This window comes from Pseudomonas sp. ENNP23 (assembly GCF_001728945.1).
In the GTDB taxonomy this organism is placed as follows: Bacteria; Pseudomonadota; Gammaproteobacteria; order Pseudomonadales; family Pseudomonadaceae; genus Metapseudomonas; species Metapseudomonas otitidis.
In genome coordinates, this window is sequence record NZ_LYSP01000053.1 from 1 (window position 1) to 22,421 (window position 22,421).

General features: G+C 67.0%; 20 protein-coding genes and 2 pseudogenes. 11 read left to right on the forward strand and 11 right to left on the reverse strand.

Annotation, left to right across the window (positions count from 1 at the left end):
- Positions 1-267: 267 nt before the first annotated feature.
- A complete protein-coding gene (locus A9G05_RS23130) occupies positions 268-1,725 on the reverse strand; it encodes a sodium:solute symporter family protein (protein ID WP_069563184.1) in 1,458 nt (485 codons plus the stop codon).
- 390 nt (positions 1,726-2,115) lie between these two features.
- Between A9G05_RS23130 and A9G05_RS23135 the strand changes: the two genes are divergently transcribed.
- A complete protein-coding gene (locus A9G05_RS23135) occupies positions 2,116-2,961 on the forward strand; it encodes an arylamine N-acetyltransferase (RefSeq protein ID WP_069563185.1) in 846 nt (281 codons plus the stop codon).
- On the opposite strand, the gene A9G05_RS23140 is transcribed toward A9G05_RS23135, so the two are convergent.
- Both A9G05_RS23140 and A9G05_RS23145 read right to left on the reverse strand, forming a co-directional pair.
- A complete protein-coding gene (locus A9G05_RS23140; protein ID WP_044412937.1) occupies positions 2,948-3,247 on the reverse strand; it encodes an antibiotic biosynthesis monooxygenase in 300 nt (99 codons plus the stop codon). The genes A9G05_RS23135 and A9G05_RS23140 overlap by 14 nt on opposite strands.
- 34 nt (positions 3,248-3,281) lie before the next feature.
- Positions 3,282-3,998, reverse strand: coding sequence for a YafY family protein (locus A9G05_RS23145; RefSeq protein ID WP_069563186.1), 717 nt, complete (start codon positions 3,996-3,998; stop codon positions 3,282-3,284).
- 162 nt (positions 3,999-4,160) lie between these two features.
- On the opposite strand from A9G05_RS23145, the gene A9G05_RS23150 reads away from it, so the two are divergent.
- The 5 genes and pseudogenes from A9G05_RS23150 to A9G05_RS28225 form a co-directional block, all read left to right on the forward strand.
- Positions 4,161-4,946 (forward strand): hypothetical protein, encoded by a 786-nt coding sequence (locus tag A9G05_RS23150; protein ID WP_069563187.1) that lies wholly within the window; start codon positions 4,161-4,163, stop codon positions 4,944-4,946.
- Between the two features lie 189 nt (positions 4,947-5,135).
- On the forward strand, positions 5,136-5,591 hold the full coding sequence (locus A9G05_RS23155; RefSeq protein WP_083272644.1) for an RDD family protein: 456 nt from the start codon (positions 5,136-5,138) through the stop codon (positions 5,589-5,591).
- 9 nt (positions 5,592-5,600) lie between these two features.
- On the forward strand, positions 5,601-5,858 hold the full coding sequence (locus A9G05_RS23160) for a Pathogenicity locus (protein ID WP_069563189.1): 258 nt from the start codon (positions 5,601-5,603) through the stop codon (positions 5,856-5,858).
- A gap of 136 nt (positions 5,859-5,994) precedes the next feature.
- Positions 5,995-6,765 (forward strand): hypothetical protein, encoded by a 771-nt coding sequence (locus A9G05_RS27460; protein WP_139131235.1) that lies wholly within the window; start codon positions 5,995-5,997, stop codon positions 6,763-6,765.
- A gap of 137 nt (positions 6,766-6,902) precedes the next feature.
- Positions 6,903-7,151 (forward strand): annotated as a pseudogene (locus A9G05_RS28225) (transposase); the annotation flags it as partial.
- 66 nt (positions 7,152-7,217) lie between these two features.
- Here the strand turns inward: A9G05_RS28225 and gabP are convergent.
- From gabP to A9G05_RS23180, 4 genes are all read right to left on the reverse strand, one after another.
- Positions 7,218-8,639 carry a GABA permease gene (gene gabP / locus A9G05_RS23165; RefSeq protein ID WP_069563190.1) on the reverse strand — a complete coding sequence of 474 codons (1,422 nt, stop codon included), beginning with the start codon at positions 8,637-8,639 and terminating at the stop codon, positions 7,218-7,220.
- Between the two features lie 147 nt (positions 8,640-8,786).
- On the reverse strand, positions 8,787-10,283 hold the full coding sequence (locus A9G05_RS23170; RefSeq protein ID WP_069563191.1) for a CoA-acylating methylmalonate-semialdehyde dehydrogenase: 1,497 nt from the start codon (positions 10,281-10,283) through the stop codon (positions 8,787-8,789).
- Between the two features lie 61 nt (positions 10,284-10,344).
- The gene (locus A9G05_RS23175; RefSeq protein ID WP_069563192.1) at positions 10,345-10,632 is read right to left on the reverse strand and encodes a cupin domain-containing protein; all 288 of its coding nucleotides are present in this window, start codon (positions 10,630-10,632) and stop codon (positions 10,345-10,347) included.
- Positions 10,632-11,978 carry an aspartate aminotransferase family protein gene (locus A9G05_RS23180; protein WP_069563193.1) on the reverse strand — a complete coding sequence of 449 codons (1,347 nt, stop codon included), beginning with the start codon at positions 11,976-11,978 and terminating at the stop codon, positions 10,632-10,634. The genes A9G05_RS23175 and A9G05_RS23180 overlap by 1 nt, the downstream gene beginning before the upstream one ends.
- Positions 11,979-12,101: 123 nt before the next feature.
- Between A9G05_RS23180 and A9G05_RS23185 the strand changes: the two genes are divergently transcribed.
- The 5 genes and pseudogenes from A9G05_RS23185 (at position 12,102) to A9G05_RS23205 (ending at position 16,366) form a co-directional block, all read left to right on the forward strand.
- Entirely contained in the window at positions 12,102-13,022 is a 921-nt protein-coding gene (locus tag A9G05_RS23185; RefSeq protein WP_069563194.1) for a LysR family transcriptional regulator, read from the forward strand.
- A gap of 58 nt (positions 13,023-13,080) precedes the next feature.
- The gene (locus tag A9G05_RS23190; RefSeq protein WP_069563195.1) at positions 13,081-13,764 is read left to right on the forward strand and encodes an SDR family oxidoreductase; all 684 of its coding nucleotides are present in this window, start codon (positions 13,081-13,083) and stop codon (positions 13,762-13,764) included.
- A 187-nt stretch (positions 13,765-13,951) separates the two neighbouring features.
- A complete protein-coding gene (locus A9G05_RS23195) occupies positions 13,952-15,031 on the forward strand; it encodes a BMP family ABC transporter substrate-binding protein (protein ID WP_069563196.1) in 1,080 nt (359 codons plus the stop codon).
- A 19-nt stretch (positions 15,032-15,050) separates the two neighbouring features.
- Positions 15,051-15,272 (forward strand): annotated as a pseudogene (locus A9G05_RS23200) (2OG-Fe(II) oxygenase family protein); the annotation flags it as partial.
- 143 nt (positions 15,273-15,415) lie between these two features.
- Entirely contained in the window at positions 15,416-16,366 is a 951-nt protein-coding gene (locus A9G05_RS23205; protein ID WP_069563198.1) for an adenosine deaminase, read from the forward strand.
- A 116-nt stretch (positions 16,367-16,482) separates the two neighbouring features.
- On the opposite strand, the gene A9G05_RS23210 is transcribed toward A9G05_RS23205, so the two are convergent.
- The 4 genes from A9G05_RS23210 to A9G05_RS23225 form a co-directional block, all read right to left on the reverse strand.
- Entirely contained in the window at positions 16,483-17,136 is a 654-nt protein-coding gene (locus A9G05_RS23210; protein WP_069563199.1) for a 7-cyano-7-deazaguanine/7-aminomethyl-7-deazaguanine transporter, read from the reverse strand.
- 112 nt (positions 17,137-17,248) lie between these two features.
- Entirely contained in the window at positions 17,249-18,625 is a 1,377-nt protein-coding gene (locus tag A9G05_RS23215; protein ID WP_069563200.1) for an MFS transporter, read from the reverse strand.
- A 135-nt stretch (positions 18,626-18,760) separates the two neighbouring features.
- Complete coding sequence (locus A9G05_RS23220; RefSeq protein WP_069563201.1) at positions 18,761-21,355, reverse strand: PAS domain S-box protein; 2,595 nt, start codon at positions 21,353-21,355, stop codon at positions 18,761-18,763.
- A gap of 139 nt (positions 21,356-21,494) precedes the next feature.
- Positions 21,495-22,412 carry a LysR family transcriptional regulator gene (locus A9G05_RS23225; protein WP_069563202.1) on the reverse strand — a complete coding sequence of 306 codons (918 nt, stop codon included), beginning with the start codon at positions 22,410-22,412 and terminating at the stop codon, positions 21,495-21,497.
- Positions 22,413-22,421: the final 9 nt, after the last annotated feature.

The window sequence follows — 22,421 nt, forward strand, 5'->3', positions numbered from 1 at the left end:
AAGCTGCACTTCTGATCCCTCCGCGCGCCGGCGTCCAGCCGGCGCGCCTCGGGTCCCGGCACCCGCCCTCTCCGCTCTTCACTTCCCTTCGCCACACTCCCCCCGCACGCACACCCGCTGGTCCATCCAGGGCATGGATGCCGCACGGCCGCACGCCGGGCAGCACAGAGTCCGCCGCCTGGCGCGGGGTCAGTCAGTACGAAGAGGAAGGGAAGGTAACGCGGAAGGGCAGGCAGCGCCCTCCCCGTCCGGGGAGGGCGCCTGGGGTCAGGCGCGGGTCGATGCAGAGGCGGTGATGCCCTGCACGCTCTGGCCACGGTCGCGGCTGAACTGCGGGATCAGCGAGCCGATCACCATGCCCAGCAGGCTCATCAGCAGGCCGGCCAGTTGCGGCGGCCAGAAGTCGGTTTCCTGGTAGGTCAGTTCCAGGGAAATCCAGCTCAGCAGGCCGAAGGCAATGGCGAGCAGCGCACCCTGGGTGGTCGCACGCTTCCAGAACAGCCCGGCGAACAGCGGCACCACGGCGGCCACCAGGGTGACCTTGTAGGCGTTGCCGACCATCTCGTAGATGCTGGCGTTGGAGTTCAGAGCGAACACCGAAGTGGCGATGGTCATCAGCACCACGCTCACGCGCATGGCCAGCAGGAACTGGCGGTCGCTCATGGCCGGCACGAAGTTCTTCAGGATGTTCTCGGTGAAGGTCACCGACGGCGCCAGCAGGGTGCCCGAGGCGGTGGACATGATCGCCGAGAGCAGCGCGCCGAAGAACATCACCTGGGCGAACAGCGGGGTCCGCTCCATGATCAGGTGCGGCAGGATCATCTGCGCGTCTTCGGCCAGCCACTTCTGCACCATCGCCGGGTCGATCAGTGAAGCGGCGTAGGTGAGGAACAGCGGCAGCATGCAGAACGACAGGTAGAACACCGCGCCGGCCATGGAGGCGCGGGCAGCGATGTTCTCGGTCTTGGCCGACATGACGCGGGCGTACACGTCCTGCTGCGGGATGGAGCCCAGCATCAGGGTCACCGCGGCGGCGATGAAGGCGACGATGTCCCGTGGCTCGAAACCGTGGATGAAGGTGAACTTGCCCTCGGCTGCAGCGTGGCTGATCACCACGTCGGCACCGCCGGCCATGCCGCTGATCAGCCAGGTCAGGTACACCAGGCCGATCACGATGATGATCATCTGCATGAAGTCGGTCAGCGCCACCGACCACATGCCGCCGAACAGGGTGTAGAGCAGCACGATGCCGGTGCCGATCAGCATGCCCTGGGTGGTGCTGATGGAGCCGTCGGAGAGCACGTTGAACACCACGCCCAGGGCGGTCAGTTGCGCCGCCACCCAACCCAGGTAGGAACCGATGATCACCAGGCTGGTGAAGATCTCGACGTGCGGACCGTAGCGCTTGCGGAAGAAGTCACCGATGGTCAGCAGGTTCATGCGGTACAGCGGGCGCGCGAAGATCAGGCCCACCAGCATCAGGCAGCCGAAGGAACCGAACGGGTCCTCGATGATGCCGGCGAAGCCTTCCTCGATGAAGGTGGCGGGGATGCCCAGCAGGGCTTCGGAACCGAACCAGGTGGCGAACACCATCGCCGCGACCAGGGGGAAGGACATGCTCCTGCCGCCGGCGGCGAAATCCTTGGAGTTCTTGACGCGAGTGGATGCGTAGAAGCCGACACCGACGGTGATCAGCAGGTAGACCGCAACAAACCAGATCAGCATGGGATGAATACCAGTGGCTCGCCCGTCATCCGGCGTGGGCTGGGCCCGCGAGGCCGCCGGGACTGACAGAATTTTTGTTTTCGTGGCGCGTCACAACCGGCGAGCGACACCCTGAAGGCGCATGCCTTGCCGGGGTCGTGGCCACCTGCCGCAACGGGCGAGCAGTCTGCCAAACCCGTCAAATATGTCAAACAGATACACGTCTTGTGATCGCAAAAAGCGACAAACGAAAGTCGTAGGAAATGTACAAGCCCTTGATAATCCAGAGCTTTGTCAGACAATTTGACGCTGAACGTTGCGTATATTCCACAGCCCCGTTTCATAACCAGAACAAGCGGCAGGTTCACGGCGCTCTGCTAGCATCCTCGGGTCACGCCCATGGAGCCCGGCATGCACCCGCTCACCCCCGACCAGACCCGCGCCTACCTCGCCCATATCGGCCTTCCCGCACCGCAACGCCTGGATCGGCAGGCCCTGGATGCCCTGATCGGCGCGCACCTGGCGCGGGTGGCCTTCGAGAACCTCGACGTGCTGCTGGCGCGGCCCATCCACATCGACGCCGAGCGGGTCTTCGCCAAGGTGGTGGAGCACGGCCGGGGTGGTTACTGCTTCGAACTCAACGGCCTGTTCGGCCGGCTGCTGATGAGCCTGGGCTTCCGCGTCACGCCGCTGGTGGCACGGGTGCGCTGGGGGCTGCCCGCCGAGGCGCCGCTGACCCTCACCTCGCACCTGATGCTGCGCATCGACCTGGCCGACGGTGCCTGCCTCGCCGATGTCGGCTTCGGCTCCGCCAACCCGACCCGCGCCCTGCCCCTGGAAGGCCGTGAGGGCCTGGGCGACCTGCCCTTCCGACTGCTGACGCCGAGCGAGACACAGGGCGACTACCACCTGGAGACCCGCATCGGCGACGCCTGGCTGCCGGTCTACCACTTCGACCTGCAGCCCCAGCCCTGGATCGATTTCACCCCGCGCAACTGGTACACCTCCACCCACCCGGACAGCCTGTTCTGCCAGATGCTGGTGGCCGCCCGCACCGAGCCCGGGCAGCGCCTGACCCTGCGCAACGGCCTGTTCACCCGCCGCACGCCCGATGGCCAGGCACACCAACACACCCTCACCGACCCGGACGCGCTGCTGGAGGTGCTGCAGCACGAATTCCGCCTGGCGCTGCGTGATGACGACCTGGCCGCCCTGCATCAGCGCCTGGCCGGCCTGCTGGTGGCTACGCCGGGCTGAAGTGCCCCATGAAGATCACTTCCTGGATCTCCCGCAGGTAGGGCTGGAAGCGCAGGTCACGCTCGCTGAAGGCCCGCGCGGCAGCCAGGGCCTGCTCGTGGGAGGTCCACTCCACCAGGTCGGCGTAGACCGGCGCGCCCTCGACGGCGGCCAGGCCGCGCAGGCCGATGAAGCCCTCGAAATCCCGCAGCGCCTCGCGCACCTGTTCGCGCAGCTCCGCCACCCGCGCCTCGCGACCGGGCTTGGTGGTGAACAGCACCAGTTCCAGAACCGATGACTCTTGCATGTTGATCGCCTTCCGCTGGGTGGGACGACGCAGCCTAGAGGCCCCCTGCTGACAGCGTGCTGTCAGTGGCCGGCTCCGGCGCGCAGCGCTGGCGCATGTAGGCCTCCAGGCTCGGCGCCTCGCCAGCGGGCGCGGCAGCGGGCAGGCGCGCCAGTGCCTGAATGCGGTCCACGCGGAAGTCGCGGTATTCCCCGCGCAGGTCGCACCAGGCCGCCACCGTCCACTTGCCCACCCAGTAGAACAACCCCACCGGCTGGATCACCCGCTGGGAGGCGCGCTCGTCCAGGCTCAGGTACTCGATGCGCAGCGCCGCACGGTCGCGGATCGCCCGGCGCAGCGCATCCCAGTGGCGCATCTGCTCCTGGGTGAAGGGGCTGACGAAGGCCCGCACCGGTGCCGCCTGCGGGTCCAGCCCATGGGCCGGCACCGCCGCCTGGATCTTGCTCAGCAACGAGCGCGCCGCCCCGGCCATCTCCGCTCCCACCGTGCGCGACAGCAGCTCGACGCCCAGCAGCAGCGCGTCCAGCTCATCGGCATTGAGCGCCAGCGGCGGCAGCTCGAAGTGCTCGTCCAGCGCATAGCCCACGCCGGCCTCGCCGTAGATCGGGATGCCGCTCAGGGACAGGTCGTCCACGTAGCGGTAGATGGTCCGCACCGACACGCCCAGGCGCTCCGCCAGGCGTCGGGCGCTGATGGGCTGGTGGGCACGGATCAGGTTCACCACCTGGAACAGGCGATCGGCCTTGCGCATGACAGGGGTCGTCGTGAAAGGGAAACCGGCGGGCATTTGCGCACAGCGTCCGTTGAAAAACCAGCGCCGCCGAGCCACCGCCTGCAGGGAACGCCACCGCCCCCGCAGAAATGCCCCGATAGGCCCTCTATGCTGCGAGGCGCCGCCAACCGGGGAATGCCCATGTCCAGCAAGACGGAAATCATCCAGCAGTTCATCGCCTCCGGCGAAGCCGACTTCGCCGCCGCCAACAGCTCCAACGCCTACTACTGCAGCCACCACCCGAGCATCACCCCGCTGGTGAAGAAGCCGCCGAAGGAGCTCGATGACGCCACCCTACGGGCCTTCTACTACCACCTGCTGTTGAACGGCGGCACACCGCCTGCCGAGAGCCAGCGCCATCTCGACCTGCTCACCACCGCAGCGACCGACGCGGCCCGGGTGCTGGCCGAACACGGCTACCCGCGCTGCCGCCTCAAACGCTGGGAGATGGTCCTGCTGTTCGGCGGCGAGATGACCCTGGAGGCCCACGCCCGCCGCCTGGCCCTGCTCGCCCAGGTCGGCCGCTTCGCCCATCAGCCCGGCATGCTGGCCAAGGCCGCCAAGCTCAAGGCCGAATTCGGCGAGGACGCCTGGCTGCACAGCGAAATCACCCGCGTGCTGCAGGCGGTGCCGTTCGCCCGGCTGGCCTTCGACCGCGACAACCTGGATTTCAGCCTCGCCTTCATCGGCGTGCTGTTCATCTTCCTGTTCGGGGCCGACGACGCCGACCAGCGCCTGCTGTTCGCCTGGTTCCAGCAGGCCACCGACGCCCTGCAGGACATCCCCCACTACAAGACCCGTGACGAACAGGTACGCAGCCTGGTCTGGGTGCTGTTCCGCTTCGCCGACGCCGCAAAGGCCCGCGGCCTGGTCCAGGCCCTGCTCGCGGAATACGGCGAAACCTGGTGCCGCGAGTACAGCGGCTGACGGAAAAACCACCAGCCGCCTGAACCCCACGGGCGGCCGGGGCCGCAGCGATCCGCCCCAATGTTATCCACAGCTTGCCCCACAGAAATTGTGGGCAGCGGTACACCGCCCGAACGCTCAGATCACAGTCGGAAGGAGGGCTCTGGTTTATGCTGGCGCACCTTTCAATCCTCCTGTGGTTAACCCGACATGGAAGTTTCCCGCACCCGAATGCTGCTCTTGCGCGGCATTGCCTTCACCCTCGACATCGCCCTGATCGCCAGCCTGGTCGCGCTCCTCTATCTGCCGACCAGGCAGGTGCTCGCCGCCATACTGCCGGCGGCCCTGTACTTCCCGCTATGCGAGTGGCTGCTGCGCGGCTTCACCCCAGGGAAATGGATTTGCCGTATTCGAGTGATTGCCCCCAATGGCGAACCGCCTCATCTCACCCAGGTGCTGATTCGCAGCGCTTTCCGTCTGGTGGAAACCAACCCCTTCCTGCTGGGCGGCCTACCGGCTGCTGTCGTCTTCATCTGGTCCCGCCAGGCGCAGCGGATGGGCGATATGTGGGCCTTCACCTTCGTCATCCCGGTCAGCGACCTCGCGAGGATTCGCCAACGCATTGCCGAGATGGAAAACGCGCCCCCACCGCAACCAGAAAGCTGAGGCCCGACCATGAGCGAACCCCAAGGCTTCACCTCCGAGACCCGCGCCCAACTGGTAGCCCTCAAAGGCGTCGGCCCCACCGTGGTCAGCCGCCTGGAACAGATCGGCTTCCGCGACCTGGCGCAACTGGCCCGCTGCGAAGCCGCCGACCTGACCCTGCAGATCGCCCGCATGATGGGCTCCACCTGCTGGCACAACAGCCCCCAGGCCCGCGCCGCCATCCAGGCCATCATCGACTTCGCCCGCAGCCAATCCGCAGCGGATTGACGAGAGGTCTGCCCGGCCCTTTCGAATGCAATGAGTTCCGCGAACCGCCCCGCCACGTTGCGGCTTAGAAAATAGCCCTTAGACATCAGTTCGCAGTATGTTCTCTCCTCTTTCGGGGAGAGCAAAGGAAAGAACGATGCGCCCACTACTACCCAAGGCATACATGACGTCAGTAGCTATTGCTGCTCTGCTGTCAGGCTGTGCCAGCGATATCAAGAACGAATCGATAACCGAGCCTTATACAGGGACGTTGGTTCCTGGGAAGCTCCTCACATCACCCACTAAACTCAAGGCTGCGGTCGGTGAGGAGATGCTGACTGCTGGCGAATACTCGATTACGCCATCTAAGGTCGCTCACCAGACCGCGACCATGGCTTCAGATGCCTCTGCCCATGTCATGCATAAATGGAAGACCTTCGACTTCCGGCTCACGCCAGCAAGACTCGCCAAGGAAGGAAGCTCTAGTGCAGGGCATTTTTACAAATACCCGAGTACGTTCTTCAGTCTGGCTCGAAAAGAGGCATATGGCGGACTACTTGCCCCCAATGAAACACCTGATATCGCCACCAGAATTTATTGGCGCTGGCTTCCGTCCAATGAGAACACCTTCTATACCGCCCCACTCAAAACGCCCGTCAAACTCAACCTTGAGGACTACGAAGAAGATATTGATAACGGCCAGCACCAAACCCCAAGACAAGTGTTGATTTATTCTGGCTTGTCTTCCGGACAGATTCGATTCGTATACCGCGAATTCACTCAGGGTGGATTTTCAAAGCCAACTCTTAGCCAAGACGTAACACTCGATTATCGCCCTGGTACCGAATACGCCTTCAAGGAAGCGAGGTTTATCGTGAACAAGGCAGATACCGCGTTTATTGAGTTCACACTATTGAAAGGTCTTTGAAAGCACTAAGGCGACGATAAAAGGCCAGTATCTCGACTGGCCTTTCTCTTGACTCAAACTTTCTATTCGGAAATACAAATTATGCGGCTGCATAGTTCGCGTAATTTTTCCCACGCACTTCTGCCGGACTTGCCCTAGCAAGTCGTCAAAAACGCCGGGAGCGCGGCATCTGGCAACGCCGCTTCTGGGAGCACCGCATCCGCGACGATGCCGACTTCGCCCGGCACGTGGATTACATCCACCACAACCCGCGCAAGCACGGTCATGTGGCGCGAGTGGTGGACTGGCCGTGGTCATCCTTCCATCGCTATGTGGAGAGCGGCGCACTGCCCAGGGACTGGGCAGGCGGCGGGGACATGGCGGAGACCCGATCCGGGGAGCGCTGAAACGCCCCTTTGAATGCAAAAGCCCCGGCCATGCCGGGGCTTTTGCGTTGCACGCCTGGCGGCCCGTCAGGCGCTGGCGGGGATGCCGGCCTCGATGCGCCGCTTGCGCCGGGCATTGAGCAGCCCGAGGCAGACGATGAGGACGCTGAGCAGGGCCGTGGCCAGCACTTCCTGCCGGTGGGCGGGCATGGCCAGCATGGTGATGAGGGCGACGCTGATGAACAGGATCACCGCCCAGGTCAGCCAGGGGTACAGCCACATGCGGAACTCCGGCGAATCCCCGGTCTGCTGCAACTGGCGGCGCATGCGCAGTTGGGACACGGCGATGACCAGGTAGACCAGCAGCGCCACCGCCCCCGAGGAGGCGAGGAGGAAGGCGAACACCTTCTCCGGCGCGAAGTAGTTCAGCACCGTGGTGAGGAAGCCCACGGCGGTGCTGGCCAGGACGGCGGCACGGGGCACCTGGCTGGCGTTGGTGCGCTGCAGGCGCTCGGGCGCGTCGCCCCGGCGTGCCAGGGAGAAGACCATGCGCGAGGCGGTGTAGATCGCCGAGTTGAGGCAACTGGCGACGGCCACCAGCACGACGAGGTCGACGATCAGCTTGGCGTGGGGGATGGCCAGCAGTTCCAGGGCGCGCTGGTAGGAGCCCACTTCGGCGAGCTGCGGGTCGCTCCACGGCACGATGGAGACGACGAGGAAGATCGACACCAGGTAGAACAGGCCGATGCGCCAGATCACCGAGCGGGTGGCGCGGGTGATCTGCCGGGCCGGGTTCTGCGACTCGGCGGCGGCGATGGTGACGATCTCGGTGCCCATGAAGCTGAACATGGTGGTGAGCAGGGCCCCGACCACGGCGCCATAGCCGTTGGGCAGGAAGCCGCCATGGGTTGCCATCAGGTGTCCCAGGCCGCTCACCTCGCGCTCCGGCAGGCCACCGGCGAGGGCCACGGCGCCCAGCACGATGAAGGCGATGATCGCCAGCACCTTGAGCAGGGCGAACCAGAACTCGAACTCGCCGTAGCGCGCCACGCTGAACAGGTTGGTGACGGTCAGCGCCAGGGTCACCAGCAGGGCGAACATCCAGGTGTCGATGGCGGGGAACCAGGCGTTGAGGATGGCCGCCGCGGCGATGGCCTCCAACGGGATGACCAGCACCCAGAACCACCAGTAGAGCCAGCCGATGGTGAAGCCGGCCCAGCGCCCGATGGCACGGTCGGCGTAGGTGGAGAAGGAGCCGGTGTCGGGCGAGGCGACGGCCATCTCCCCGAGCATGCGCATCACCAGCACCACCAGGGTGCCGGCGAACAGGTAGGCCAGGAGCACGGCCGGGCCGGCGGCGGCGATGGCGTGGCCGGAGCCGACGAACAGGCCGGCGCCGATCACCCCGGCGATGGAGAGCATGGTGACGTGGCGTTGCTTGAGACCGGGCGCGAGGGCCGTGGAGGTGTCGCGGGGCAGTTGCGAGGCGAGGAGCGGTGAAGAGGGCATGGGCGATTCCTTCTCTGATTGTTCTTGGTGTCGCTGTCATCTGGAAGGGCAATGACAGTCGGTTCGACAGCGGAGCGGGTCCTCTGAGAGTGGGTAAAAGAAAAAGGGGCATGACCGTCACCGGTCATGCCCCCTTGCCTGTACGGATCAGCCGTTGCTGGGGAACGCGAACTGCGCGGCCTCGTGGCTGGCGCGCTGCGGCCAGCGCTGGGTGATGGCCTTGCGGCGGGTGTAGAAGCGCACGCCGTCCGGGCCGTAAGCGTGCAGGTCGCCGAACAGGGAACGCTTCCAGCCGCCGAAGCTGTGGTAGCTGACCGGGACCGGCAGCGGCACGTTGACGCCGACCATGCCCACTTCGATCTCGTCGCAGAACAGGCGGGCGGCTTCACCGTCGCGGGTGAAGATGCAGGTGCCGTTGCCGTACTCGTGGTCGTTGATCAGTTGCATGGCTTCTTCCAGGCTGCCGACGCGGACGATGCAGAGCACCGGGCCGAAGATCTCCTCCTGGTAGATGCGCATGTCGGCGGTGACGTTGTCGAACAGGGTGCCGCCGACGAAGTAGCCGTCTTCATGACCGGCGACGCGGTAGCCACGGCCGTCCACCACCAGCTTGGCGCCGGCTGCAACGCCGTCGTCGATGTAGCCGACCACCTTGTCGCGGGCGGCGGCGGTGACCAGCGGGCCCATGTCCAGGCCGCAGGTGGTGCCGGCGCCGATCTTCAGGCCCTTGATCTGCGGAACGATCTTCTCCACCAGTGCATCGGCGATCTGGTCGCCCACGCACACGGCCACGGAGATGGCCATGCAGCGCTCGCCGCAGGAGCCATAGGCGGCGCCCATCAGCGCGCTGACGGCGTTGTCGAGGTCGGCATCGGGCATCAGCACGGCGTGGTTCTTGGCGCCGCCCAGGGCCTGGACGCGCTTACCGCGCTTGGTGCCTTCGCTGTAGATGTACTCGGCGATGGGGGTGGAGCCAACGAAGCTGATGGCCTTCACTTCCGGCGCTTCGATCAGGCCGTCCACGGCCTCCTTGTCGCCGTTCACCACGTTCAGCACGCCCTTGGGCAGGCCGGCCTGCTCGAACAGTTCGGCGATGAACAGGGTGGAGCTGGGGTCGCGCTCGGAGGGCTTGAGGATGAAGGTGTTGCCGCAGGCGATGGCCAGCGGGTACATCCACAGCGGCACCATGGCCGGGAAGTTGAACGGGGTGATGCCGGCGACCACGCCGATCGGCTGGAAGTCGCTCCAGGCATCGATGTTCGGGCCGACGTTGCGGCTGTACTCGCCCTTGAGGATCTCGGGGGCGGCGCAGGCGTATTCGACGTTCTCGATGCCGCGCTTGAGTTCACCGGCGGCGTCTTCGAGGGTCTTGCCGTGCTCCTGGCTGATCAGGCGGGAAATCTCGGCCTCGTTCTGCTCCAGCAGTTGCTTGAAGCGGAACAGCACCTGGGCGCGCTTGGCCGGCGGGGTGTTGCGCCAGGCGGGGAAGGCGGCCTTGGCGGCGTCGATGGCCTTCTGCAGGGTTTCGCGGCTGGCCAGGCCGACCTTGTGGATGGCTTCGCCGGTGGACGGGTTGAACACGTCGGCGGTGCGGCCTTGGTCGGCGACACGTTCGCCCTTGATCAGGTGCGGGATGAGGCTCATGGGTGGGGTCTCTTGCAGGTTCTTGTCCGGTGGGTCCGCGGCGGGTGCTGCGGACCGTGCATTACTTGAGTTCGGTTTCCACGAAGACCACGTCGTGGCCGCTGGCGTTGATCACGTTGTGCTCGACGCCAGCCTTGCGGAAGTAGGCCTGCCCGGCCACCAGGGGGGCGAGCTTCTCGCCCTCCGGGGTTTCCAGCAGCAAGGTGCCGTCGGTCATGGGCACGACCACGTAATCGTAGCCATGCCGATGGCGACCGGTCTCGGCGCCCGGGGCGAAGCGCCACTCGGTGACGATCACCTCGGCATTGTCCACCTGCACGGTGGGCACGGCCTGCGGGCGCACGCTCATCAGGCGACGCCTTGCAGGGCCTGGCCGACGGCGTCGAACACGCGGTCGAGGTCTTCCGGCTTGGCGTTGAAGGTGGGCCCGAACTGCAGGGTGTCGCCGCCGAAGCGGACGTAGAAGCCGGCCTTCCACAGGGCCATGCCGGCCTCGAACGGACGGACGATGGCGTCGCCGTCACGCGGGGCGATCTGCAGGGCACCGGCCAGGCCGCAGTTGCGGATGTCGACCACGTGCTTGGCGCCCTTCAGGCCGTGCAGGGCCTTCTCGAAATGCGGGGCCAGTTCGGCGGACTGCTGGATGAGGTTCTCCTTCTCCAGCACCTCCAGGGCAGCCAGGCCGGCAGCGCAGGCAACCGGGTGACCGGAGTAGGTGTAGCCGTGGGTGAACTCCACCGCGTACTCCGGGGTGGCCTGGTTCATGAAGGTCTCGTAGATCTCGCGGGTGGCGATCACCGCGCCCAGCGGGATGGCACCGTTGGTGATCTGCTTGGCGACGTTCATCAGGTCCGGGGTCACACCGAAGAACTCGGCGCCGGTCCACGTGCCCATGCGGCCGAAGCCGGTGATCACTTCGTCGAAGATCAGCAGGATGTTGTGCTGGTCGCAGATCTCGCGCAGGCGCGGCAGGTAGCCCACCGGCGGGACGATGGCCCCGGCGGAACCGGACATCGGCTCGACGATCACGGCGGCGATGTTGGAGGCGTCGTGCAGTTCGATCAGCTTGAGCAGTTCGTTGGCCAGCTCCACGCCACCGGTGGCGGCCATGCCCTTGGTGAAGGCCATGCCCGGCTGCAGGGTGTGGGGCAGGTGGTCGACGTCCATCAGCTGGCCGAACATCTTGCGGTTGCCGCCGATGCCGCCCAGGGCGGTGCCGGCGACGTTCACGCCGTGGTAGCCACGGGCACGGCCGATCAGCTTGGTCTTCTGCGGCTGGCCTTTCAGACGCCAGTAGGCACGGGCCATCTTGATGGCGGTGTCGGCGCACTCGGAGCCGGAGCCGGTGAAGAACACGTGGTTCAGCTCGCCGGGGGTCAGGCTGGCGATCTTCTCGGCCAGCTTGAAGGACAACGGGTGGCCGAACTGGAAGCCGGGGGAGTAGTCGAGGGTGCCGAGTTGCTTGGCCACGGCTTCCTGGATTTCCTTGCGGGAGTGACCGGCACCGCAGGTCCACAGGCCCGACAGGCTGTCGTAGATGCGACGGCCCTTGTCATCGATCAGCCAACTGCCTTCGGCGGCGACGATCAGGCGGGGATCGCGCTGGAAGTTGCGATTGGCGGAGAAGGGCATCCAGTGGGCATCCAGCTTCAGTTGGCTGGCCAGGGACGGGGTGGTGGTCTGCGGCATGTTCATTCCTGTCTGCCTCGCAATTCAGGTCATGGGTGGAACCGAGGGGTTCTTGCAGTCGACATTGCCACGGGCATAAAGTCAGGAAAATCCAACTTTTGAAAACTTCACTTCAGGGTTCACTAAACAATGAGCACCCGCCGCCCGGAGCCTCTCGGCCAGGTCAGTGACTTCGATATCCGCCTGCTGCGGATCTTCCGCAGCGTGGTCGAGTGCGGCGGTTTCTCCGCTGCGGAAACGGTGCTGGGCATCGGCCGCTCGGCCATCAGCCAGCAGATGAGCGACCTGGAGCAGCGCCTCGGCCTGCGCCTGTGCCAGCGCGGTCGGGCCGGTTTCGCACTGACCGAGGAAGGCCGCGAGGTGTACCAGTCCACCCAGCAGCTGCTGGCCTCCCTGGAGACCTTCCGCACCGAGGTCAACGGCCTGCACCAGCACCTGCGCGGCGAGCTGAACATCGGCCTCACCGACAACCTCGTCACCCTGCCGCACATGCGTATCACCCACGCCCTGGCGCGGCTCAAGGAGCGCGGCCCCGACGTGGTGATCAACATCCGCATGACGCCCCCCAGCGAGGTGGAGCAAGGGGTGCTGGACGGCCGCGTGCACGTCGGCGTGGTGCCGCAGACGGCGGCGCTCTCCGGCCTGGAGTACCAGCCGCTGTACGAGGAGCGCTCGCTGCTCTACTGCGCGGTCGGCCACCCGCTGTTCTATGCCGACGATGCACAGGTCAGCGATACGCGCCTCAACGAGCAGGAAGCCATCGCCCCCACCTTCCGTCTGCCCGCCGAGATCCAGGCCCTGTACCAGGCGCTGAACTGCACCGCCAGTGCATCGGACCGCGAAGGCATGGCCTTCCTCATCCTCACCGGGCGCTACATCGGCTACCTGCCGGACCACTACGCCACCTTCTGGGTGCAACAGGGCCGCCTGCGCGCCCTCAAGCCGACGAGCCGCTTCTACGACCTCAGCCTGGCCACCGTGACCCGCAAGGGCCGGCGCCCGCACCTGGTGCTGGAAAGCTTCCTCGACGCCCTGGCCGGCACCAGCTAGAGCGCCGGAGCCGGCGAAAACGAGTAGGCTGGCCCCCTCATCCGAAGGAGGACCGCCCATGAGTACCCCACACGCCGCCCTGGTCATCGGGGCATCCCGCGGCATCGGCCTGGGCCTGGTACGCCAACTGCTCGGCGCCGGCTGGCAGGTCACCGCCACCGTGCGCGACCCGGTCCGCGCCGCTGAACTGGCCGCCCTGCCCGGCGTCGAGCTGGCCACCCTGGAACTGACCGATACCGACAGCCAGGACGCCCTGGCCCGCCGGCTGGGAGGGCGCCGCTTCGACCTCATCCTGGTCAACGCCGGTATCTCCGGCCCCACCCACCAGTCGGCCAGCCAGGCCAGCGAAGCCGAGGTCGCCCAACTGTTCTTGACCAACGCCGTCGCCCCGGTGCGCCTGGCCGAGCGCCTCAAGGGCCAACTGCGTGACGGCGGCACCCTGGCCTTCATGAGCTCCACCCTCGGCAGCGTGGCCGGCAACGACAGCGGCGGCCTGGCGCTCTACCGCGCCAGCAAGGCCGCGCTCAACTCCCTCACCCGCAGTCTGCTGGCGGAATGGCTGGGCCCGCGCCCCACCGTGCTCAACCTGCACCCGGGCTGGGTGAAGACCGACATGGGCGGCGACGCTGCCGACATCGACGTGGAGACCAGCACCGCCGGCCTCCTACGTCAGATCGAAGCCCACGCCGGTCGCGGCGGGCAGCATTACCTCGACTACAAGGGCCAGACCCTGCCCTGGTAACGCACCAGCAGGCGGCGCGGCCGCACCGCCGTGCACCATCCGCGCTCGCGGACGGCGCCGCCCGCCTGCATCAACCGGCCTGGTACGGGGCTTTGCGCGCTGCCTGTCCAGTTGGTCAACTTTTTGCAATCGCCTGGTCAGCCCACAGGGCACAGCACAGAACAACAGACCAGGAGCCCCATCCCCCATGTTCGATTCCAAGAAGAACCTGCTGCGCACGCTCGTCACCGCCATCGGTTTCAGCGCCACCCTCGGCGCCTCCGCCGCCGACCCGCTGAAGGTCGGCTTCGTCTACGTCGGCCCCATCGGCGACCACGGCTGGACCTACCAGCACGAGGAAGGCCGCAAGGCCCTGGTGGCCAAGCTGGGCGACAGGGTGGAGACCACCTATGTGGAAAACGTGGCCGAGGGCGCCGACGCCGAGCGGGTCATCCGCAACATGGCCAAGGGCGGCTACGACCTGATCTTCACCACCTCCTTCGGCTACATGAACCCCACCGCCAAGGTGGCCAAGCAGTTCCCCAAGGTCACCTTCGAGCACGCCACTGGCTACAAGCAGGACAAGAACCTCGGCACCTACCTGTCGCGCTCCTATGAAGGCCGCTACGTCGGCGGCTTCCTCGCCGCGAAGATGACCAGGAGCCACAAGATCGGCTACATCGCCTCCTTCCCCATCCCGGAAGTGATCCGCGACATCAACGCCATCCAGCTGGCGCTGAACAAGTACGACCCGCAGGCCGAGATCAAGGTGGTCTGGGTCAACTCCTGGTTCGACCCGGGCAAGGAAGCCGACGCCGCCAACGCGCTGATCGACCAGGGCGTGGACGTGGTCTTCCAGCACACCGACAGCCCGGCGCCCATCCAGGCCGCCGAGCGCCGTGGTGTGTACTCCGTGGGCTACGCCTCGGACATGGCGCACTTCGGGCCCAAGGCCGTGCTCACCTCCATCGTCAACAACTGGGGCCCGCACTGCATCCAGGCCGCCGAAGGCGTGATGGCCGGCACCTGGAAATCCCAGGACTACTGGGGCGGCCTGGCCGAAGACACCCTCCAACTGCCCATCAGCGACCTGGTGCCAGCCGACGTGAAGGCCGAGGCGGAGAAAATCATCGCCCGCATCAAGAGCGGCGAGTTCCACCCCTTCACCGGCCCGATCAAGGACCAGAGCGGCGCCCTCAAGCTGGCCGACGGCGTGGTCGCCACCAACGCCGACCTGGCGGGCATGAACTACTACGTCGAAGGCATCAAGGCAGAACTGCCGAAGTAAGCCCTGCCCTCTCCCCGTGCGCGGGGAGTGGATCGACGCCCCACCGATCCCCGGCAGCTTCGTGGTCAACATCGGCGACATGATGGCGCGCTGGAGCAACCACCGGTACACCGAGATCAGTTGCCTACCCAACTGCTCCAGCGCCGACAACCCGCCGAAGTACCCACCGGTGACCAGCGCCGAGTACCTGCTCGCGCGCTTCGCCGACACCTACGCCTACCGGCGGCAGGAGACAGCCTGAACAGAGGCCGGCCCTCGGAGTAAAAGAGCCATTCGTCAGGGGCCGTACCGCGCGGCCCTGACGTTCGGGCGCGGGTACGGCGAAAACCTGTCCGGGAAGTTAAACTTGCCCGCCACAACCCCGCCTGATCACGAGAAAACACCATGTACGACTGGCTCAACGCCCTGCCCAAGGCCGAACTGCACCTGCACCTGGAGGGTTCCCTGGAGCCCGAGCTGCTGTTCGCCCTGGCCGAACGCAACAAGGTCGCCCTGCCCTGGGGCGACGTGGAGAGCCTGCGCAGCGCCTACGCCTTCAACAACCTGCAGGAGTTCCTCGACCTGTACTACCAGGGCGCCGACGTGCTGCGCACCGAGCAGGACTTCTATGACCTGACCTGGGCCTACCTGCAGCGCTGCAAGGCGCAGAACGTGATCCACACCGAGCCCTTCTTCGACCCGCAGACCCACACCGATCGCGGCATCCCCTTCGAGGTGGTGCTGAACGGCATCCGCCACGCCCTGGACGACGGCCGCACGCAGCTCGGCATCAGCTCCGGGCTGATCCTCAGCTTCCTGCGCCACCTCTCCGAGGACGAAGCGCAGAAGACCCTCGACCAGGCCCTGCCCTTCCGCGACGCCTTCGTCGCCGTGGGCCTGGACAGCTCCGAGCAAGGTCACCCGCCGAGCAAGTTCCAGCGCGTGTTCGACCGCGCCCGCAGCGAAGGCTTCCTCACCGTCGCCCACGCCGGCGAGGAAGGCCCGCCGGAATACATCTGGGAAGCCCTGGACCTGCTGAAGATCCAGCGCATCGACCACGGCGTGCGCGCCATCGAGGACGAGCGCCTGATGCAACGCATCATCGACGAGCAGATCCCGCTGACCGTCTGCCCGCTGTCCAACACCAAGCTCTGCGTGTTCGACCACATGAGCCAGCACAACATCCTCGACATGCTCGAACGTGGCGTGAAGGTGACGGTGAACTCCGACGACCCGGCCTACTTCGGCGGCTACGTCACCGAGAACTTCCACGCCCTTTACGAACACCTCGGCATGACCCAGGACCAGGCCCGGCGCCTGGCCCAGAACAGCCTGGATGCACGGCTGGTGAAGTGAACGAAAAGGGCCGCGATGCGGCCCTTCTTGCGCGTGGACATGGGAGAGCGGTGGGCTGAAGCGGAACCGCCGGCGACACCCTGGGTGGATGTCCGCCGATACACCGGCAGGGGATATCAGGCGGTGCGTTCGCTGCGGGGAGTGATGGCGCGGAGGATGCCGGCGAGCAGCACGCCGTACAACGGTACGAACAGCAGCAGGCTGACGCCGAGCTTCACGCCGTAGTCGACGGTGGCGATCTCCACCCAGTGCTCGGCCATGAAGGGGTTGTCGCTCTGCCAGAAGGCGACGGAGAAGAAGGTGAAGGTGTCCAGCAGGTTGCCGGCGATGGTGGAGACCACCGGGGCGATCCACCACTGGCGCATCTTGCGCAGGCGGTCGAACACCTGGATGTCCAGCACCTGCCCGAGCACGTAGGCGAGGAAGCTCGCCAGGGAGATGCGGGCGACGAACAGGTTGAATTCGCCCAGGGCGCCGAAGCCCTGGAACGCCGCATCCTGGAACAGCACCGAGACGACGTAGGAGGCCGCCAGCGCCGGCACCATGACCCGGGCGATGACCCGCCGCGCCGCCTGCTTGCCCATCAGCCGCACCGTGAGGTCGGTGGCGAGGAAGATGAACGGGAAGCTGAAGGCGCCCCAGGTGGTCTGCCAGCCGAACAGGGTCATGGGCAACTGCACCAGGTAGTTGCTGGCGATGATGATGAGGATGTGGAAAACGATCAGGCCGGCCAGCGCAGGGCGCCAGGCCGCGGGAAACGCGACGGACATTGGAGGTCATCCTTTTTGGCTGATGGGGTGAGGGAACCCATGCCATGGCCCTATGCCATAGCGGCGCGCATTCTAACTTGACCCGCGCGTCAACAAAAGGCGCTTCGTCCGTTCAGCCATCCTCCCCGGACAGCGCCTCCAGGGTCTGCCCACGGGTCTCCACACCGAACAGCGCCACCACCAGCGCGGCCAGGCCGAAGCACAGCGCCCCGAGGGCGAATACCCCGACCTGCCCCGCCAGCGGGATCAGCAGCCCACCCAGGGTCGGCCCCAGCAGCGAGCCGATGCGTCCGACGGCCGAGGCGAAGCCCGAGCCGGTGGCCCGTGCCGAGGTGGGGTACAGCTCCGGGGTCCAGGTGTAGAGCACCGCCCACATGCCGAAGAGGAAGAACTGCATGGCCAGGCCGGTGCCGATCAGCAGCGCCTGGTTGCCGCCGAACACCGCGCTCTGCCCGTAGCAGAAGGCCATGACGCCGCCGCCCAGCAGCGTCATCACGCAGGTGGGCTTGCGCCCCCAGCGCTCCACCAGCCAGGCGGCGACGAGAAAGCCGGGGATGCCGCCGAGGGAGATCAGCACCGTGTAGTAGACCGACTGGGTCACCGCGAACCCCGATTGCTGCAGCAAGGCGCTGAGCCAGGAAGTGAGGCCGTAGAAACCCAGCAGGGCGAGGAACCACAGGCTCCAGATCATCAGCGTGCGGTGGCGGAAGCGCGGCGACCACAGCTCGCCAAAGGCCGCGAACAGGCTCGGCGCCCGCGCCGCCTGGCGCGGCAGCCGCGCGGGCTCTGGCAACTGCGCCAGGCCCAGGGAGGCGGCCACCCGCCGCTCGATGTCACGCAACACGCGGTCGGCGTCCTTGAGCCGGCCCACCTGCTCCAGCCAGCGGGGCGACTCGGGGATGAAGAAGCGGATCACCAGCACGAATACCGCTGGCAGGGCCAGCACCAGGAAGATGTCGCGCCAACCGATGCGCTCCAGCAACAGGTAGGAGAGCACCCCGGCGCTGACGAACCCCAGCGGCCAGAAGCCGTCCATGAGGGCGATGTAGCGACCGCGCCGCGAGGCCGGGATCATCTCCGAGAGCAGCGACTGGGCGATGGGGAACTCCATGCCCATGCCGATCCCCAGGAGGATGCGGAACAGCGTCAGGCTCTCCACATCCTGGGCGGTGGAACACAGGTAGCTGGCCAGCCCCCAGAGCACGATGCTGCCCTGGAACACCGGCTTGCGGCCGAAGCGGTCGGCGAGCATCCCCGACAGCGAGGCCCCCACCACCATGCCGACGAAGCTGGCGCTGGCGAGCATCCCGGCCTGGGCGCTGCTGAGGCCGAACTCGGTGCGGATCGAGCCGAGCAGGAAGGTCATCATCGCCAGGTCCATGGAGTCGAAGAAGAACGCCAGGGCGATGATCAGGAAGATGAGGCGGTGGTAACCGCTGATGGGCAAGCGCTCCAGGCGCTCGGCGGCGGTGTGTCCGGGTGCGTGCATGCGGTGTCCCTCGCGACTCGGTGCGGTGTCTGCCACGAGTATGGGAGGGCGGGTCGGCACGGCGATTGGCTGGATGCGACCTGCGGGGACCCGTCGCCGACCTGGGCGCGCGTCAGGCGTGGGGCGTGCCTGGCCTTAGGCCCCTGCCGAGGACCCCGTATGGATGGCCAGGCAGCCACGCCCCGAGCGCTTGGCCTGGTAGCAGGCCGCGTCCGCCTGGCGCAGCAGTTGCTCGGGGTCGCTGTTGCCCGGGCGGATGCGCGTCAGCCCCAGGCTGGCGCCGACGCTAAAGGGCCGGTCCTCCCACTCGAAGGGCATCTGGGTGATGGCCTCGATCAGCCGATTGCCCAGCAACTGGGCGCGGTCCAGCGGACAGTTGCGCAGGATCAGCGCGAACTCGTCGCCGCCCAGCCGCGCCAGCACGTCACCGCTGCGCACCTGGGACTGCATCAGCCGGGCGATGCGCCGCAGCATCTCGTCGCCGGCGGCATGGCCGGCGGTGTCGTTGACCTGCTTGAAGCGGTCCAGGTCGATGAAGCAGAGCACGCTGTGGCTGCCGTTCTGCTCGGCGTCGTGGCAGCTCTCGGCCAGGGCGTCCTCGAAGGCGGAGCGGTTGAGCAGCGCAGTGAGTGCGTCATGGGTGGCGGCATAGCGCAGGTGCTTCTGCATCGCCCGCGCCTCGCTGACGTCGGTGAACACCAGCACGCAGCCCAGCAGCTCGCCCTGGCCACTGCGGATCGGCGCCGCCTGGCCGCGCACCGCCACCAGCCCGCCGGCCGGGTGACGCAGGGAAGAGAGACCGGGAATGCTCGCGTGGGTGCCGTGCTCCAGGCATTGCCGCACCGGGTTTTCCAGCACCTCGCCCGTGTCGTTCTCAAGGGGCAGGACCGTCTCGATGGGCTGGCCCAGGGCGCGCTCGTTGCTCCAGCCACTGAGGCGTACCGCCACCGGGTTGAGGAAGTTGATCCGGCCCTGCAGGTCGGTGGTCACCACGCCATCGCCGATGGAGTCCAGGGTCACCTGCAGGCGCTCACGCTCGTCCCGCAGGCGCTCGGCCAGGTGGCGCAGCTCGGTCACGTCCCAGGAGGTTCCGACCATCCGTTCCGGCTCGCCCGAGGCGTCACGCACCAGGCTGCCGAGGGCGCGCAGCACGCGCACCTGGCCGTCCTGACGGATGACACGGAACTCCATGTCCGCCTGCTCCTGGCCCTGGCGCACCTGCTGCAACTGGCAGTGCACGCTCGGCGCATCCGCCGGGTGCAGGTAGCGCGCCCAGTCGCCGTAGCTGACGGCCCCCGGGCGGGGTGTCATCCCGTAGAGGCGGAACAGGCTGTCGTCCCACATGATGCGATCACTGGCCAGGTACCACTCCCACACCCCCACGCCGCTGGCCTCGGTGGCCAGGGAGTAGCGCCGCAACAGGTCGGCCTCGCGGGCTTCGGCACGCTTGCGACGGTCGATGTCCTCGATCTGGGCGATGAAGTATTCCGGCCACCCTTCGTCGTCGCGCACCAGCGATACGGCCAGCAACGCCCACAGCTCTCGGCCGTCGCGACGCAGGTAGCGCTTCTCCAGGCGGTAGCTGGTGCGCTGGCCGGCCAGCAGGTCGTCCAGCAACGCCAGGTCCTGGGGCAGGTCGTCGGGGTGGGAAATCTCGCGGAACGACAGCCGCAGCAGGTCGCCCCGGTTGTAGTCGAGCATCTCGCACAGCGCGCGGTTGACGCGCTGCCAGCGGCCGTCCAGGTCTACCAGGGCCATGCCGATGGCGGACTCGTCCATGGCCGAGCGGAAGCGCGCCTCACTGGCCGCCAGGGCCCGACGTCGCCGGCGCCCCTGCTCCACCGCAGCGGCCAGCAGCAGCGGCGGCAGCAGCGACAGCAGCAACGGCAGGTAGATCGACAGCTCGCGCGCCACGCCATCGGCCCGAGGCGCATCCAGCTCGCTGGCGGCGATCACCAGTCCACCCAGCACCGACATGCAACCCACCAGCAGCGCGGTGCCGCCAAAGCTCATCCGCGCCGCTGCCAGCAGCAACGGCAGGGACAGGTAGACAAAGGGAAACGGTACGTAGAGCAGCGTCAGTGGCGTCATCACCAGCACCGCCAGTGTGTAGAGAGCGAACTCCCGAGGGCGACGACGGATGTCCAAAGCGCGCAGGCCGTGCACCTGCACCTGCACCACCAGCGGCAGGATCGAAAGGGTGCCGAGCACCGCACTCTCATACCAGGACAGTGCCGTGCGCCAGAAGCTGCCGTACTCGGCCAATTGCAGCAGCCCGGCCGCCAGCGGCGCGCTGAACAGCGGCGGCACCAGCACGCCGAGCAGGATGAAACGCAGGAAGGCCAGGGGGCTGCGGTCCATGTGAGTCGCCACCCCGGTGCGGCGCAACAGCCAGGCGGCCAGACTCATCTCCAGCAGGTTGGCGAGGGTGAAGCAGGCAGACATTGGCAACGAATCGCCGATCAGGCTGCCGGCCAGCACATTGGCACCGGCCATCACCCCCAGCAGAGCAGGCCAACGCCTCGGGGAAAGGTTCCACAGAAAGGCGATGCCAAAGGCGTTGGCGTACCACAGGGTGGAGAGGGTGCCCGGCTGGCGGGACAGCCATGCCGCGCCCAGGGCGAGCAGCAGGTAGCCGACGAAGACCACCAGCAGTTGGAAGCCGAGCCGGTGTGCCGTCAGGTCGAGCAGAGAACCTTGCGATGGCGGGCGGGGATCGGGTGGCAGCAAGGAGGTCTCCCAGTGGGTGTATTCGCGACGCTAAAGGGCCCCTCCGAAAACGCATTCAGGTCGCTTTTTCAGAGGGGCCCCATAGGCGCCCACGATAGCCGAAGCCGGGCGCCGATCAACCCTGCTGGCGCGCTTTCCGTCAGCGCGCCCAGGGCGCACGGCGCAACAGCTCGTCGCAGCGCTCGCGGAGAAACTCCCGCAACAGCTTCACCGGCTTGCCCAACTGGTCACGGTGGGCACACACCAGGTTCAGCGGCGTGGGTTCGCCGCGGTAGCGCTCCAGGGCCAGTTGCAGGCGCCCGGCGGCGACATCGCCGGACACGTCGAGCCAGGACTTGTAGGTCAGCCCGCGCCCGGCCACGGCCCAGCGCCGCACCACGTCGGCGTCATCGCAGAGGCGGTCGCCCGCCACGCTGACCAGGTGGGTGCGGCGCCCGTCCTCGAAGCTCCAGCGGTCATGGGCGCGGCCGCCCAGCAGGTACAGCAGGCAGGTGTGCCCGGCCAGGTCCTCCGGCTGGGCCGGGCGCCCGTGGCGGGCGAAGTACTCTGGGGCGGCGCAGAGCACCCGGCGGTTGCCCGGGGCGATGGGCAGCGCGACGAGGCTGGAGTCTTCCGGTTCGCCGTAGCGCAGGGCGATGTCCACCGGCTGGCGGTACAGGTCGGCGGTGCGGTCGCTCAGGTACAGCCGCAAGGCCAGGCGCGGGTGCTCGGCCTGGAAGGCATCGAGCCAGGGCAGCAGCACGTTGCGGCCAAAGTCCGAGGGTGCCGACAGTTGCAGCGTGCCGCTGATGCCCTCGCGGCCGCCGGCCAGTTGCCGCCGGCCCTCCTCCAGGCTGCGCAGCGCCTCGCGGGCGTGGACCAGGAACTGCTCGCCCTCAGGGGTCAGGCGCAGGCTGCGGGTGGAGCGGATCAGCAGGCGCGTCTCCAGCTTCGCCTCCAGGCGCTTCAGGGCGGCGCTGGCCACGGCCGGGGAAATGTCCAGCTCGCGGGCCGCAGCGGAGAGGCTGCCCCGGTCGGCAGTGCAGACGAACAGGCTGAGGTCGTCGAGGCGCAGCATTTTCAAAAT